This window comes from Streptomyces acidiscabies (assembly GCF_020010905.1).
GTDB lineage: Bacteria > Actinomycetota > Actinomycetes > Streptomycetales > Streptomycetaceae > Streptomyces > Streptomyces acidiscabies.
This window is the reverse complement of the sequence record NZ_JAGJBY010000002.1, coordinates 3,512,459-3,525,667: the sequence shown is the minus strand read 5'-3', so window position 1 is coordinate 3,525,667 and position 13,209 is coordinate 3,512,459. Positions and strand designations below refer to the sequence as shown.

Genomic DNA, 13,209 nt, shown 5'->3' with positions numbered 1-13,209 from the left:
GTACACAGTGCGCTGCTGACGCGCAGGAGATCGACGGCGCGGTTCGCGACGAGGTGGCTGAGGTACGGGCGTACGCAGCCCGGGGAGCGGCGGGGCGCCGTCCGGGGAGCTGCGTACATGTCGTCCTCTGCTTCTGCTTCGTGCGGCGGCCGAGGTGGCCGTCGGGGAGGTGCGGTGCGGAGTCGGAAGACCGTTTCCGGGCCGCAGTTAAGCCAGTTGCCCGGACCGTTGTCAACGGTCGTCCAGGTTTCGGACCGGATCAGCCCTGGTGGGTCCGGTTTTCGTCGGCCCTGTACGCCGCCCAGTCCAGGATCTGGACAGCGGAGCCGGCGGCTTCGAGGCCCTGGCAGCGGGCGCGGTGGCGGCGGTCGATGCCGTCGAGGTCGAGGTGGGTGCCGAAGGCGGGGTGGGCGGTGAGGCGGCGGGCGTAGGCCCACAGGGCGTGGTGGGCGGCGACCCGCTGGACGGCTCCGGCGTCGAGGTGGTGGCGGTGCACGGTGTCGAGCTGGACGAGAGTGACCCACAAGTCGACGTCGGCGGCTGTGAGTTGATCGCCCGTCAGATAGGGTCCTGAGCCGAGGCGTTGCTCCAGGCCGCCGAGCGCGTCGAGGAGGGCGCCGAGTGCGTGCCCCGGCTCCGATACGCCTGCCTCACCGGCGAGTTGGGCCGAGCACTCGACCTCGGCGCACAGCCGTGCGGCCGTCTCGGTCTCCTGCTCGGTGCCGCAGGGGTGCAGCGAGGGCCTGCCGCCGCCGAAGTGGCGGGCCAGGTCGCGGGCGATGTCCGGGCCGTGGGTGGAGACGATGCGGCCGGACCAGTCGTCGCTCAGTACGGGGGCGAGGGCCGGGCCCCGGTAGCGGTGCGCGCTCGCGTCGTACAGCGGGCGCAGGGTCGCGTGGCCGCCGTCGGGACAGTCCGGGACGGCGGGCAGGAAGGTGACCGGACACGCCTGGTCCAGGCGCAGCAGGCTGTGGGTGACGGCGATGCGCAGGCCGTCGGGGTCGGCGGTGGACAGGTGGAGACGGTAGCGGCGCGGCACGGCGTAGTGGCCGCTGCGGGCGTCGCGGCCGATGCGGCCCCGGAAGGCGGGGGCCGGGCGGTCGTACGCGTGGGCGGCCAGCGGTGTGATGGACATGAGTCTCCCCGGGGGCGGGCGCGCGGGGGTGAGCGCGCGGCGGTTGCGGCGACTGAGGGGGTGGGGACCTGAGAAGCGGGGACCTGAGAAGGCGCTCGGGTCAGCGTTGTGCGCTGCACACGCGCAGCAGGTCGATGTGACGGCGGGAGGTGAGAAGGGGCGACGACCAGGCCGTGCGGCTCGTCCGGCTGACGGTCGGCTCCAGGCGCCCCATGATTCCCTACCTGTTCACTAGGATTCCCGGTTCGAGTGTCGATCGAGGCCCTGGGTGCGTCAAGAGGGCGTCCGAGGGGTGAGTATCCGAGAACGGCGTTCTTGGTGGCGGACATGTCGGTCTCGTTTTCCGGGGAGGGGAATGCGGCAGAAGGAACGGCCTCGCTTTTCACCTGTGTGAAGTAGCGTTCCGCTCATGAGTGCCGTCCCCGTAGAACCGGCCGAGAGCCCGGAGCCCGCCTGGCGGCAGCGTGCCGTCGAGCGGTCCACCCGGGCGGCGAAGCTTCGCGCGGAGCAGCGCGTGCAGCGATTCCTCGACGCCGCACAGGAGTTGATCGCCGACAAGGGCACCACCGACTTCACCGTGCAGGAGGTCGTGGAGCGTTCGCGTCAGTCGCTGCGCAGTTTCTATCAACACTTCGGCGGCAAGCACGAGTTGCTGCTCGCTCTCTTCGAGGACGCGCTGTCGAGGTCGGCCGGGGAGATCCGCGAGGCCGCCGCGGCCGGCCGGGATCCCCTGGACAGGCTGCGGATCGCGGTCGACCTCCTCCACCGCTCCTCCGAGCCCAGACCCGGTGCGCAGTCGCCCCTGTTCACCGACTTCGCGATCCAGCTCCTGGTCACCCATCCCGACCAGGTCGCCACCGCCCACCTGCCCCTGCTCGGCTTCTTCACGGAGCTGGTCGAAGAGGCGGTCGCCGCAGGTCAGGCCACGGCTCCCCAGCCCCGCCGCGTCGCCTCCCTCATCATGCAGACGGCGATGTTCACGGCCCGCGCACCCGTCGGCGCGCACCCCTCGCCCATCTCGGCGGAGGAGGTCTGGGCGTTCTGCGTGGGCGGCATCACGGGGGTTCCCGCGCCGGCCGAAACCGCTACTCCCCCGGCCAAGAAGACGGCCCGTAAGACTTCGCGGAGTACGGCCGCCAAGTCCCCTACGGCCACGAAGTCCACGGCAGCCAGGACCGCCAAGTCCGCGTCCCGCAAGCCGAGTTCGGGACCGGCGACCAACGAGTCCGCCTGACCGCGAGCGATCCGGAACCCCCGTACACACGGTGTGCGGGGGTTTTCGCCGCGCGCACCACCGCCGCGTGCACCACCGCAGCGCGCCGGGCTCCCCCGGAGTGACGGTCCCTAGGGGTCATCCCTGACCGTCCCCCCTCCGCTCCCGGGACCTCGATCCCACCCCACCCCCGAACCCACCCCCACCCCGCTGCCCCACGCCCACCAGGCCCCGGTCCCATGTCCCGCCGGGCCCGGGCAGGGCCTCGACAGGGCCGGAGGCTCAAGCCCCCGGGACCCCGGGCGGAGGACTTTGGGTGAGCAAGGTTCCGCAAGGGTCGCTTCCGAAGGTGGTGGGTCAGATGGCGAACAACACAGACGCCGCCCCCAGGATCACCACGGAGCCCCTGCCCACAGACCAGCCGGACCGGCCGGCACGCTCCCCGCGAGCTGCCCGCGACGCCGGCCGCCGACGGGGGCGCCGTAGGGGTGCGGCGCAGCGGCGGCAGGCGAGAGCGGCCACCGGTCCGGCTTCCCGGCCCCGCCCGCATGAGGCCGCCCCGGTGCCTCCGCCGGCCTCATGCGGAGCGTGGGCACCTCATCACCTCCAGCTCGACCCCGCACTCCGCAGCCACTGGCCCGAGCGTCACCGCCGACCGGAACGCGCACCCCGCCAGCCCGATCCCGCACCCCGCCAGCTTCAGCCCCACCCCCAGCCCGATCCCATCCCCCAAGGACCCGCCATGCCCTTCCCCCCTCCCACCACCCACGGCCTCACCACCACAGACGGCCCCGGCCCCGCGCGCAGCTGGACCGTGGCCACCGCGAAGCCCGTGAGCTACCGGGTCCGTTTCGCCCCCGGCGTCCTGGACCCCCGCAACCCCGCCCTCGCCCGCGCCGGCCTCCCGGACGGCGAGGACACCCCGCCCCGGCGCCTGCTGGTCGTCGAGGAGGACGTGGACCGGCTGTACGGCGTACAGCTCCGCGCCTACTGCGAGGCCGCCCGGCACGCGTCGTACACCGTCCACGTGCTCCCCGCGCACGAGCGCCTGAAGACGATGGACTCCGTGTACTCCGTGGTCGACGCGATGGACCGGTTCGGTCTGGACCGCCGGCGCGAGCCGGTCGTGGCGATCGGCGGCGGCGTCCTGTTGGACATCGTGGGCCTGGCGTGCAGCCTGTACCGGCGCAGCACGCCGTACGTCCGGGTGCCGACCACGCTGATCGGCCTGGTCGACGCCGGAGTCGGCGCCAAGACGGGCGTGAACTTCGGCGCCGGCAAGAACCGCCTCGGTACGTACCACCCGGCGACGGAGACACTGCTCGACCCGGCGTTCCTCGCGACGCTCGACGAGCGGCACGTCGCCAACGGCCTCGCCGAGATCCTCAAGATCGCCCTGATCAAGGACCGCGACCTGTTCGACCTGCTGGAGAGCAGCGGCGAGCGCCTGCTCGCCGGCCGTTTCCAGGCGGACGGCCCGCTGCGGACCACGGCACACCACGTCCTAGCCCGCGCGGTGCACGGCATGCTCGAAGAACTCCACGACAACCTGTGGGAGCACCGCCTGGAGCGGGTCGTCGACTACGGCCACTCCTTCAGCCCGACGCTGGAGATGCGGGCCCTGCCCGCCCTGCTGCACGGCGAGGCGGTCAACCTCGACATGGCGTTGACCACCGTGATCGCGCGCGGGCGCGGCCTCATGACGGACCGTCAGTGCACGCGCGTCCTGGACACGATGCGCGCCCTGCGTCTGCCGGTCCACCACCCCTTGCTGGAGCCGGAGTTGCTCCGCTCCGCCCTCGCGGACACGGTCCGCCACCGGGACGGCATGCAGCGGCTGCCGCTGCCGGTCGGCATCGGTGACGCGGTGTTCGTGAACGACCTGACGGATCGTGAAATCACGGGCGCGGCCGAGAAGTTGGCGCGCGCCGCGAAGGAGGTGCGTTCCCATGCGTGACGCACTGGTAGTAGCCGACGTGCACGCCCCCGCCGTGGTGCACGGCGTGCACGACTCGGACGGGATCTCCCGCTGGTCCTGCCTGGCGCGGCGGACCGGTCTGTACGGCGGCTGGGAGGCCGTCGAGTGGGCCTGGCTGCCGCCGGGCGGGGTCAGCGGGGAGCATCTGCACTCCCGTACCGAGGAGTTGTACTTCCTGCTGCGCGGCCGGGGTGAGATCCACCTCGACGGCGTGGCGCATCCGGTGCGCGCCGGGGACGCGGTCCTCACCGGGATCGGGTCCCGGCACGCGCTGCACAACACCGGGCAACGGCCGCTGTCCTGGCTGGTGGTGGAGTTGCCCGCCGTCTTCCCGAGGCCCCGCCGGTCTCCGGAGGAAGAGGAGCCTTCCGTGAACAGCATCGTCGTACGCGACCTGCGCGCCCATGGCCCGCTGGACGCCCAGAGCGTCCTCACCGGGCCGCTGCGCACCATCCGCGTCCAGGACCTCCCGCCGCACGCGGGCGTGGAGTTCGCGGCACGCGGCACCGAGCACACGGTGTTCGTGCTGAGCGGTACGGGGGTCGCCCGCACCGCCGACCGCGAGGTCCGGCTGACCTCGGGGACCGCGCTGACCCTGCCGCTGGGCGGGACGGTGCGGCTGTGGGCCGGGGACGGCGGCCTGGAGTTCTTCCACGCCGTCCTGGACGTCCCGCTGCCGGACGAGCGCCGGCTCGCGGCGTAGGACACCGCCCAGATCAACTCACCTCGACAAAAAGGGAGTCGGCCGTGATCGTCCACGACGGACCGTCCAGCGCCGTCCTGTTCGGGCCGGGCGAGGAGCGGGCCACCGTCCGCTGCCTCGCCCGGCGGGGGATGCTGCACAGCGAGTGCGAGGCGTTCGACGAGGTCGAGCTGGCCCCCGGCACCCGCTGGGAGCCGGCCGGCGTCGGCGGCACCGAGACCGTCTGGTACGTCCTGACGGGGACGGTGCGCACCGACCGGCGCCCCGTCCCGCTCACCGCGGGCGGCCTCGTCCTCGCCCCGCACGGCGGCGCCACCACCCTCACCGCGGGCCGGAAGGGCGCCCGGCTGCTGTGCCTGACGCTCGGCCCGGCGTCCGTGACCCGCGCTCTGCCCGCCCGCACCCCGAGCACCGCCCGCGATTCCCTCAGTTCCCACAACTCCCGCAAGGACCAGCCATGATCACCGTCCCCGGCGTCGGCGCCGTCCACCACGTCGCGTACACGGTCCCCGACCTCGACCAGGCCGTGACCTTCTTCACCGACGCCCTCGGCGCCCAACTCGCCTACCTCACCGGCCCTGTTGAGGACCCGGCGGGCCTGTGGATGCTGCGCCAGCTCGGCGTCCACCGCGACGCCGTCGCGCACATCGCGATGCTGCGCCTCGGCCCGGTCACCAACGTCGAGCTGTTCCAGTACACGTCCCCCGACCAGCGCCGCGTCTACCCCCGCAACAGCGACTGGGGCGGCCACCATCTCGCCCTGGCCACCACGGACTTGGACGCCTCGCTGGACCATCTCACCGCGTACGACGGGGTAGTTGCCCTGGGCGATCCGCAGACCGTCACCGACGGCCCCATCGCGGGCGTCCGCTTCATCTACCTGCGCACCCCCTTCGGCCTCCACCTCGAACTCTCCGAGATCCCCGACCAACTCCCCTTCCACGCCAGCACATCCGTCCGCCTCTACGACCCGCCGAGGGCCGCGTCATGACCGGCGTCTGGGGCCCCGGCTCGCCGCCGGTCGTCACGGAGGAGCGGGAGGTGTACGAAGCCGATGTCCTCGTCGTCGGGTCGGGCGCGGGCGGTGCCACGACCGCCTGGGCGCTGGCCTCGACAGGTGCGCGCGTACTCGTCGTCGAGCGGGGCGACTTCCTGCCCCGCGAGCCCGAGAACTGGTCCCCCGAGGCCGTGTTCGAGCAGGGCCGCTACCACAACACGGGTTCCTGGCACACGGCCGAGGGCCGCCGTTTCACCTCCGGCGGCTTCTACGGCGTCGGCGGCACCACGAAGGTGTACGGCGCCGCCCTCCCCCGGCTGCGCGCGAGCGACTTCCGCGCGGTCGAGCACCTCCAAGGCACCTCGCCCGCCTGGCCGTTCGCGTACGGCGACCTGGAGCCGTACTACGCGGAGGCCGAGCGTCTCTACCGCGTCCACGGCGCCGACGGCACCGACCCGAGCGGCCCGCCGCGCAGCACCCCGTACCCGTGGCCGCCGGTGCCGCACGAGCCGGTCATCGCCGAACTCGCCGACCGGCTCACGGCGCAGGGCCTGCACCCCTACCCCGTCGAACTCGGCGTCGACCTGGCGCGGGACGGGGCGTGCGAGCGGTGCGGCACCTGTGACGCGTTCCCGTGCCGGGTCGGCGCGAAGAGCGACGCGGAGACCCGCGCCCTGCGCCCCGCGCTGCGCACGCCGACGGTAAGGCTCCTCACCCGTACGCGAGTTGTCCGGCTGCGGACGGACCCCGGCGGCAAGCAGGTCACGTCCGTGGACGCGGTGCGCGACGGGCGTACGGTCCAACTGCGGGCCGGAACCGTTGTGGTGGCGTGCGGGGCCGTCAACTCGGCCGTTCTGCTGCTGCGTTCGGGCGGCGCCGAACACCCGGACGGGCTCGGGAACGGCAGCGGGCTCGTCGGCCGCAACCTCATGCTGCACAACAACTCCGTGCTGATGGCGGTCGATCCGCGCCGCCGCAACCCCGTGACGTTCCAGAAGACCCTGGCCGTCAACGACTTCTACCTCCCGGACGGCCCGCACGGCCGACACCCGCTCGGGAACCTCCAGTTGATGGGCAAGGTGTACGAGGCGACGCTCGCCGCCGACCGTCCCCGGCTCCCCCGGCGGCTGCTCGGCGCCCTGGCCGCGCGGAGCGTCGACTGGTGGGTGATGTCGGAGGACCTCCCCGACCCGGAGAACCGCGTCCTGCCCGGCCCCGGCGCCGACGACGTGACCGTACGCTGGCACCCCACCAACACCCGCACCCACCGCAAGCTGGTCCGCGCCGCCGCCTCGATGATGCGCCGCGCCGGCTATCCCCTCGTGTTCTCCCGCCAGTTGGGCGTGGAGGCGACCGGCCACCAGTGCGGGACGACCGTCGCCGGGACCGATCCCGCGCGGTCCGTCCTCGACCCGTACTGCCGCAGCCACGAGGTGGCGAACCTCTTCGTCGTCGACGGCGGCTTCTTCCCGTCGTCGGCGGCGGTGAACCCGACGCTGACGATCGCGGCGCAGGCGCTGCGGGTGGTGCGGGAGGGCGGGGTGCTGCCGTAGAGACAGTGCCCGATCCAGCAACTCCCGCCAAAACACGCCCTGTTGTGCAACACCCGCCCCCGGAGCCCCCCATGCACACCGCCACCGCAGCCGTGGTCCGCGCCCACAACACCCCCTTCACCCTGGAAGAGATCCACGTCGACGACCCCCGCCCCGACGAAGTCCTCGTCCGGATCCAGGCCGCCGGCATCTGCCACACCGACCTCAGTGTCCGCGCGGGCCACACCCCGTTCCCCGTCCCGGCAGTGCTGGGTCACGAGGGCATGGGGACCGTGGAGGCGGTCGGCGCCGGGGTCACGTCCGTGGCGCCCGGCGACAGCGTCGTCCTGAGCTTCGCGTCGTGCGGACACTGCGCCGCGTGTCTGACCGGCCGCCCGGTGCGCTGCGCGCACTGGCCCGCGCTGAACCTGTTCGGCGGGAGCAGGCTGGACGGCAGCGCGACGGTGCGAGGGACGGGCCGGCGTGCCGGTCAGCCGTTGCACGGGCACTTCTTCGGCCAGTCGTCGTTCTCGACGCTCGCGCTGACCGGTGAGCGCAATGTCGTCCCCGTCCCCGCCGGGCTGCCGCCGGAGGTGCTGGCGCCGCTGGGGTGCGGGGTGCAGACGGGCGCCGGGTCGGTGCTGAACGTGCTGCGGCCCGAGGCGGGGCACACGCTCGTCGTGTACGGCGTCGGCTCGGTGGGGCTCGCGGCGGTGATGGCGGCGCGGCTGACGGCGGCGACACGGGTCATTGCCGTCGATCCGGACCCCCGTCGGCTGGCGCTGGCGCGGCGACTGGGGGCGACCGACGCCGTGAACCCGTACGAGGACGACGCGCTGAGCGCCGTACGGGATCTGACCGGCGGGCGGGGCGCCGAGCGGGCGCTGGAGACGAGCGGGGTGCCGAAGGTGCTGCGGCAGGCCGTGGACGGGCTCGCGGTGAGCGGGGTGTGCGGGGTGGTGGGGGCGCCGCCGGCCGGGACCGAGGCGGCGTTCGACGTGCCGGGGATGCTGGACCGGGGGCCCCGGGTGGTGGGGGTCAATCAGGGGGAGGCGGTGCCCCGGGTGTTCGTGCCGGCGCTGGTGGAGCTGTATCTGGCGGGGCGGTTGCCGGTGGACGCGATCGTGTCGGTGTTCCCGTTCGAGGCGGTCGAGGAGGCGGGGGCGGCGGCGGTGCGGGGGGAGGCGGTGAAGCCGGTGCTGCTGATGCCGTGAGCGTCGTAGGTCCCAGACGCCCGCCCCAAAAGACGTACCGGAATAAAATATGACGATCCCCCCTCGAAGGGACTACCTTTCGAGAGTGAACGAGGATCCCCCGTCGTCCGTGGACCGGTCCGTGCTGCGGGCGCTTGTCGTGGAGGACCATCCGCTGTTCCGCAGCGGGCTGAAAGCGGCGCTGGAGAGCCTCGGCGAGGTGGTCGTCGTGGCGGAGGCGGAGACGGTCGCCGAGGTCCCGGCCGCGGTGTCCGCGAGCACCCCCGACGTGATCATCATGGACCTGGGGCTGCCCGACGGCTCCGGCATCTCCGCGATCCGCTCCCTCGCCGAGGAGCACCCCGGGCTGCCCGTCCTCACCCTCACCATGTCCGACGACGAGGGCGACCTCCTCGCCGCGCTCCAGGCGGGCGCGCGGGGCTACATCGTCAAGGGCGCCGCCGCCGAGGAGGTCCTGCACGCCGTACGGACCGTCGCGGCGGGCGGCGCGGTGTTCGGGGCCGGGGTGGCGGCGCGGCTCAGCACGCTCGTCGCGGGGTCGCGGCGGCGGGACGCCGAGCAGTTGTTCCCGGCGCTGACCGCGCGCGAGTGCGAGGTGCTCGGGCTCATCGCGCGCGGGCTCGACAACCGCCGTATCGCCCGCGAACTCGTCCTCTCCGAGAAGACCGTCCGCAACCACGTCACGCACATCTTCGAGAAGCTCCACGTCGCCACGCGCGCGGAGGCCGTCGCCCGCGCGCGGGACGCCGGGCTCGGCGAGGAGCGGTAGCGGGTCGGGACCGGTGCCCCATGCGTCCGGGACAGCGGGCGGGCGAGGCTGAAGGTTCCGGTCGGCGACGGCGAGGAGTGGACATGGGCGCGAGCGACACCAAGGTTCCCGGGACGGGGCGGGAGCTGCTTCCGGCGTATCTGGTGTGCGTGGTCGTCGTCCTGTCGGGCGCCGCCTGGTCCGTGCTCACCCTCACCCACGTCGACACCGTCACGTCGTACCGGGGATTCCACTACGCGGTGCAGAACCTGCTGCTCGGGTTCGGGTTCTCGCTGGCGGGCATGCTGTTCCTCTCGCGCCGCTCGGGCAAGGTCTTCGGGTGGCTGCTGCTGACCGCCGGGGCGTCCGTCACGGTCGCCGACACCCTGTTGATCACGATCGCCGTGGGACTGCTGCCCGCCTCGCTGGCCTGGCCCGCGTTCCTCGCCGACCTGCTGTTCTACACGCCGTTCGCGCTGCTGCTGCTCACCCAGCCGGTCTGGCTGCCGGACGGGCGGCTGCGCGGTGTGTGGGCGCGCGGGTACGTGCTGGCGATGCTGGTGCTGTGCGTCGCCCAGGAGCTGTACCTGTGGTCGGCCGTCATCGGCGCCGTGATGGGCGTGCGCAACCCGATGGCGCGGGGCGCGTGGGCGGACTTCTGGACCGGTACGGAACCCGTCATGGGCTGGGTCAACACCAACGGGACGCAGCTCGCGCTGGCGCTCGCCCTGCTGGTGCTGGCGGCGCGGATGGTGCTGTCGGCGGACTACCGGCGGGAGACCTGGTGGGTGTCGGTGCCGCACGCCGTGTGGGCGCTGTGGACGCTGCTCACGTTCCGGGTCGCCATGCCGGACTCCGTCGACCTCCCGCTGCGGTACGCCGCCGCGGTGACCTGGCCGCTGTGCCTGGGCTACCTCACCGCCCGTGCTCGCACCTGGTACCTCGACCGGGCCGCGCGCCGGATCCTCGCGGTCCTGCTGCTGACGTTCCTCCTGCTGGCGGCGGCCACGGCCGTCGCGGGCATCCTGCTGTGGCTGGCCCCGCACACCGGCGAGGCCGGGCGACTGCTGCCCGCCTGCGCCCTGGGCCTCGTCCTGGGGGTGCTGCTGCGTCCGACGTACCACTGGGCGCAGCGCGTGATGGACCACTACTTCTACGGCGACCGCGCGCACCCCTACCAGGTGGTGCGCAACCTCGCCGAGCGGCTCAACCGCGCCCCGGACCCCGGGGACACCCCGCAGCTGCTCGGCGACACCGTCGTGCGCACCCTGGGGCTGCCGGCGGCCTCCGTCACCGTCGACACCCATCACGGGCCGCGCGAACTGGTGCGGATCGACGACCCGGGGCCGAACGCCGAGCACTTCCCGATCGTCTACCGGGGGGAGGAGATCGGACGGCTGACCGTGGCGCCGCGCGCCGGTGAGCTGGCCCTGGACCCGCAGGACCGGGAGGCCGTGCAGGTCCTCGCCGAGCAGGCGGCGCCCGCGCTGGCCGGCTCCCGGCTCCACCAGGACCTCCAGAGCAGCCGCGAACAGCTCATCCACGCGCGCGAGGAGGAGCGCCGCCGGCTGCGGCACGAGCTGCACGACGGGCTCGGGCCCGCCCTGTCGGGGCTGCGCCTCCAGGTCGACGCGGTACGGCGCGGCGCGTCGGCTCAGGTCGCGCAGCCGCTGTCGGAGGTCTCCGGCGGCATCGGGTACGCGATCAAGGAGCTGCGGCACATCACGGACGGGCTGGCGCCGGCCGCGCTGGACGGCGCCGACCTGACGCGGGCGCTCCAGCAGCTGGCCGCCCATCTGAGCAGCCGCAGTCTGCGCATCGGGGTCGCGGTGGACCCGGACCCGCTGCCCCCGCTGCCGGCCGCGCTCCAGGTGGCGGTGTATCGGATCGCCTCCGAGGCGCTCAACAACGTGGTGCGTCATTCCCACGCCGACTGGGCGCAGGCACTGGTGTCCGCGTCGAACGGCCGGGTGACCCTGCGGATCTCGGACAACGGGGACGGCTTCCCCTCCCACCGGGACTGCCCAGGAGTGGGGCTGCGCTCCATGGCGCAGCGGTCGGAGGAGCTGGGCGGGTCGTTCGCCCTGACCAGCAGCGTGGACGGGACGGTCGTGGACGCGGCGTTCCCGGCCGGGTACGGGACCGGGTCGGGACGTGCGCCCCATGCGTCCGGGGCCACGGGCACCGAAGACTCGTGAGCGAGAGCAAGCCCCGCACAGGCGGTGGCGAAGGGAGATGGACATGCATCGCAACCCGTCCGCGCGTTCACTGAAGGACAAGGTGCTGGCGCGCGCCATGAAGTTCGCCGCGGCTGTGCGCCTTCCCGGCGCGAGGGCGAAGCTCGCCAAGTGCCCTCAGTTCCCGCAGTGCGCGCAGCAGAAGAACTGACCTCCACCGTCCGAGGCCGCCCCGCTTCCCCGCGGGGCGGCCTCCTCGCGTCACGCCGCCGTGTACCCCAGCTGCCGCCGCATGTACGGCGTCATCAGCGTCTTCGCCTTCGCGACCGTCGTCGTCCGGCTCCCCAGCACCGCGCTCTCGCCGCCCGGGACGGGTACGAGGGTGAGGCCGTCGGCGCCGCCGAAGGGGACGATGAGGGGGCTGCGGTGGGGGGCCCGGTAGAGGCGGGGTTCCTTGCGGTGGCGGCCCTGCGTGGTGAGGTGGACGCGGATGTTGTGCGCGGCGAGGTCGGCCTGGGCGATCGCGGCCTGGGTGATCTTCTGGTCGGCCGCGTCGTTGACGTCGCCGACGGCGAAGACGTCGCGCAGGCCGGTGACGCGCAGCGCGCGGTCGACCTTGATGTGTCCCGCCGGGTTCAGCCAGTCGCCGTGGCCCGCGAGGCGCAGCCACAGGGTGTTCGGGGTGATGCCGGTGGCCCAGAAGGAGACGTCCGCCGTCATGGTGCCGCCCTGCGCGTCCTTGTAGACGCCGAACTCGGTGCCGGGGGCCATGAACGAGCCGAGGCGTACGTCGACGTCGTGGGACTCCAGCCAGTTGCGCGCCCTGCGGCCCGCCCACGCGCTGCCGGTCGCGTCGAGGAGCGCCTCGCCCGCGTGGGCGAGCGTCACGCGCGCGTGCGGGCGCGCCAGGCGGATCTCCGCGGCGAGTTCCACGCCGGAGGGGCCGCCGCCGACGATCAGTACGTGCCCCGCCCCGGCGATCTTCTGCTGGTGCCCGACGAACGCCTTCGACGCCTCCTCGACGGTCGTCCCCGTGAACCTCGCGGGCTCCGGGTAGTCCGCGCCCGTCGCCACGACCAGGACGTCGTACGGGATCCTCTCGCCGGTCGCCAGTACGACGTTGCGCGCGTCCGTGTCGATGCGCAGCGCCTTGCCGACGACGATCCTGCCGTGGGTCAGCAGCCGGTCGTACGGGATGAACGGCGTCGACGTCCACTCGGGGTCCACGCCCGCGCGCAGGGAGGCGATCCGGTGAAAAAAGACTTCCTTACGGTCGATCAGAGTCACCCGCGCGCTCGCGTCCAGCCGCTTGGCCAGCCGGACTCCGGCATAACCGCCGCCGATCACCACTACGTCGCCGTCGCGCACGGCCTGTCTCCTGTACCTGTGGGGGTGCAACACGCGAGCGCCGCGGCGTGGGGGCCGTTCTCGACCGCTCGACTTGACCGCGAGCGTAGCTTTTGAAGTCTAAAGAAACGGTGAGGAGTGGTGGGCATACCGTGAAAGCACGGG

13 protein-coding genes are annotated in these 13,209 nt (G+C 73.1%); 10 read left to right on the top strand and 3 right to left on the bottom strand.

From position 1 onward, the window contains the following. Positions 1 to 259 precede the first annotated feature (259 nt). Both J8M50_RS41935 and J8M50_RS50320 read right to left on the bottom strand, forming a co-directional pair. Positions 260 to 1,135 (bottom strand): glutathione S-transferase C-terminal domain-containing protein, encoded by an 876-nt coding sequence (locus tag J8M50_RS41935; RefSeq protein ID WP_010359795.1) that lies wholly within the window; start codon positions 1,133 to 1,135, stop codon positions 260 to 262. Between the two features lie 100 nt (positions 1,136 to 1,235). Beyond that, the gene (locus tag J8M50_RS50320) at positions 1,236 to 1,349 is read right to left on the bottom strand and encodes a putative leader peptide (RefSeq protein WP_319061084.1); all 114 of its coding nucleotides are present in this window, start codon (positions 1,347 to 1,349) and stop codon (positions 1,236 to 1,238) included. 195 nt (positions 1,350 to 1,544) lie between these two features. Here J8M50_RS50320 and J8M50_RS41930 point away from each other — a divergent pair, with 195 nt between their 5' ends. From J8M50_RS41930 to J8M50_RS41885, 10 genes are all read left to right on the top strand, one after another. After that, a complete protein-coding gene (locus J8M50_RS41930; RefSeq protein ID WP_010359797.1) occupies positions 1,545 to 2,369 on the top strand; it encodes a TetR/AcrR family transcriptional regulator in 825 nt (274 codons plus the stop codon). Between the two features lie 721 nt (positions 2,370 to 3,090). After that, positions 3,091 to 4,305: a sedoheptulose 7-phosphate cyclase gene (locus tag J8M50_RS41925; RefSeq protein WP_010359798.1), complete on the top strand. Its 1,215-nt coding sequence runs from the start codon at positions 3,091 to 3,093 to the stop codon at positions 4,303 to 4,305. Further along, positions 4,298 to 5,029: a cupin domain-containing protein gene (locus J8M50_RS41920; RefSeq protein WP_010359800.1), complete on the top strand. Its 732-nt coding sequence runs from the start codon at positions 4,298 to 4,300 to the stop codon at positions 5,027 to 5,029. Before J8M50_RS41925 ends, J8M50_RS41920 begins: the two co-directional genes overlap by 8 nt. 44 nt (positions 5,030 to 5,073) lie before the next feature. Then, positions 5,074 to 5,490, top strand: a complete 417-nt coding sequence (locus J8M50_RS41915; protein WP_010359802.1) for a cupin domain-containing protein — start codon at positions 5,074 to 5,076, stop codon at positions 5,488 to 5,490. After that, the gene (locus J8M50_RS41910) at positions 5,487 to 6,020 is read left to right on the top strand and encodes a VOC family protein (protein WP_010359803.1); all 534 of its coding nucleotides are present in this window, start codon (positions 5,487 to 5,489) and stop codon (positions 6,018 to 6,020) included. Before J8M50_RS41915 ends, J8M50_RS41910 begins: the two co-directional genes overlap by 4 nt. Continuing rightward, the gene (locus tag J8M50_RS41905) at positions 6,017 to 7,579 is read left to right on the top strand and encodes a GMC family oxidoreductase (RefSeq protein WP_010359805.1); all 1,563 of its coding nucleotides are present in this window, start codon (positions 6,017 to 6,019) and stop codon (positions 7,577 to 7,579) included. The genes J8M50_RS41910 and J8M50_RS41905 overlap by 4 nt, the downstream gene beginning before the upstream one ends. Before the next feature lie 71 nt (positions 7,580 to 7,650). Further along, on the top strand, positions 7,651 to 8,772 hold the full coding sequence (locus tag J8M50_RS41900; protein WP_010359806.1) for an NAD(P)-dependent alcohol dehydrogenase: 1,122 nt from the start codon (positions 7,651 to 7,653) through the stop codon (positions 8,770 to 8,772). 85 nt (positions 8,773 to 8,857) lie between these two features. Next, the gene (locus tag J8M50_RS41895; RefSeq protein ID WP_010359808.1) at positions 8,858 to 9,541 is read left to right on the top strand and encodes a response regulator transcription factor; all 684 of its coding nucleotides are present in this window, start codon (positions 8,858 to 8,860) and stop codon (positions 9,539 to 9,541) included. 83 nt (positions 9,542 to 9,624) lie between these two features. Then, positions 9,625 to 11,718, top strand: coding sequence for a histidine kinase (locus J8M50_RS41890; protein WP_010359810.1), 2,094 nt, complete (start codon positions 9,625 to 9,627; stop codon positions 11,716 to 11,718). A 43-nt stretch (positions 11,719 to 11,761) separates the two neighbouring features. Then, positions 11,762 to 11,908: a hypothetical protein gene (locus J8M50_RS41885; RefSeq protein ID WP_158002840.1), complete on the top strand. Its 147-nt coding sequence runs from the start codon at positions 11,762 to 11,764 to the stop codon at positions 11,906 to 11,908. Between the two features lie 50 nt (positions 11,909 to 11,958). On the opposite strand, the gene J8M50_RS41880 is transcribed toward J8M50_RS41885, so the two are convergent. Next, entirely contained in the window at positions 11,959 to 13,065 is a 1,107-nt protein-coding gene (locus J8M50_RS41880) for an NAD(P)/FAD-dependent oxidoreductase (RefSeq protein WP_010359812.1), read from the bottom strand. Positions 13,066 to 13,209: the final 144 nt, after the last annotated feature.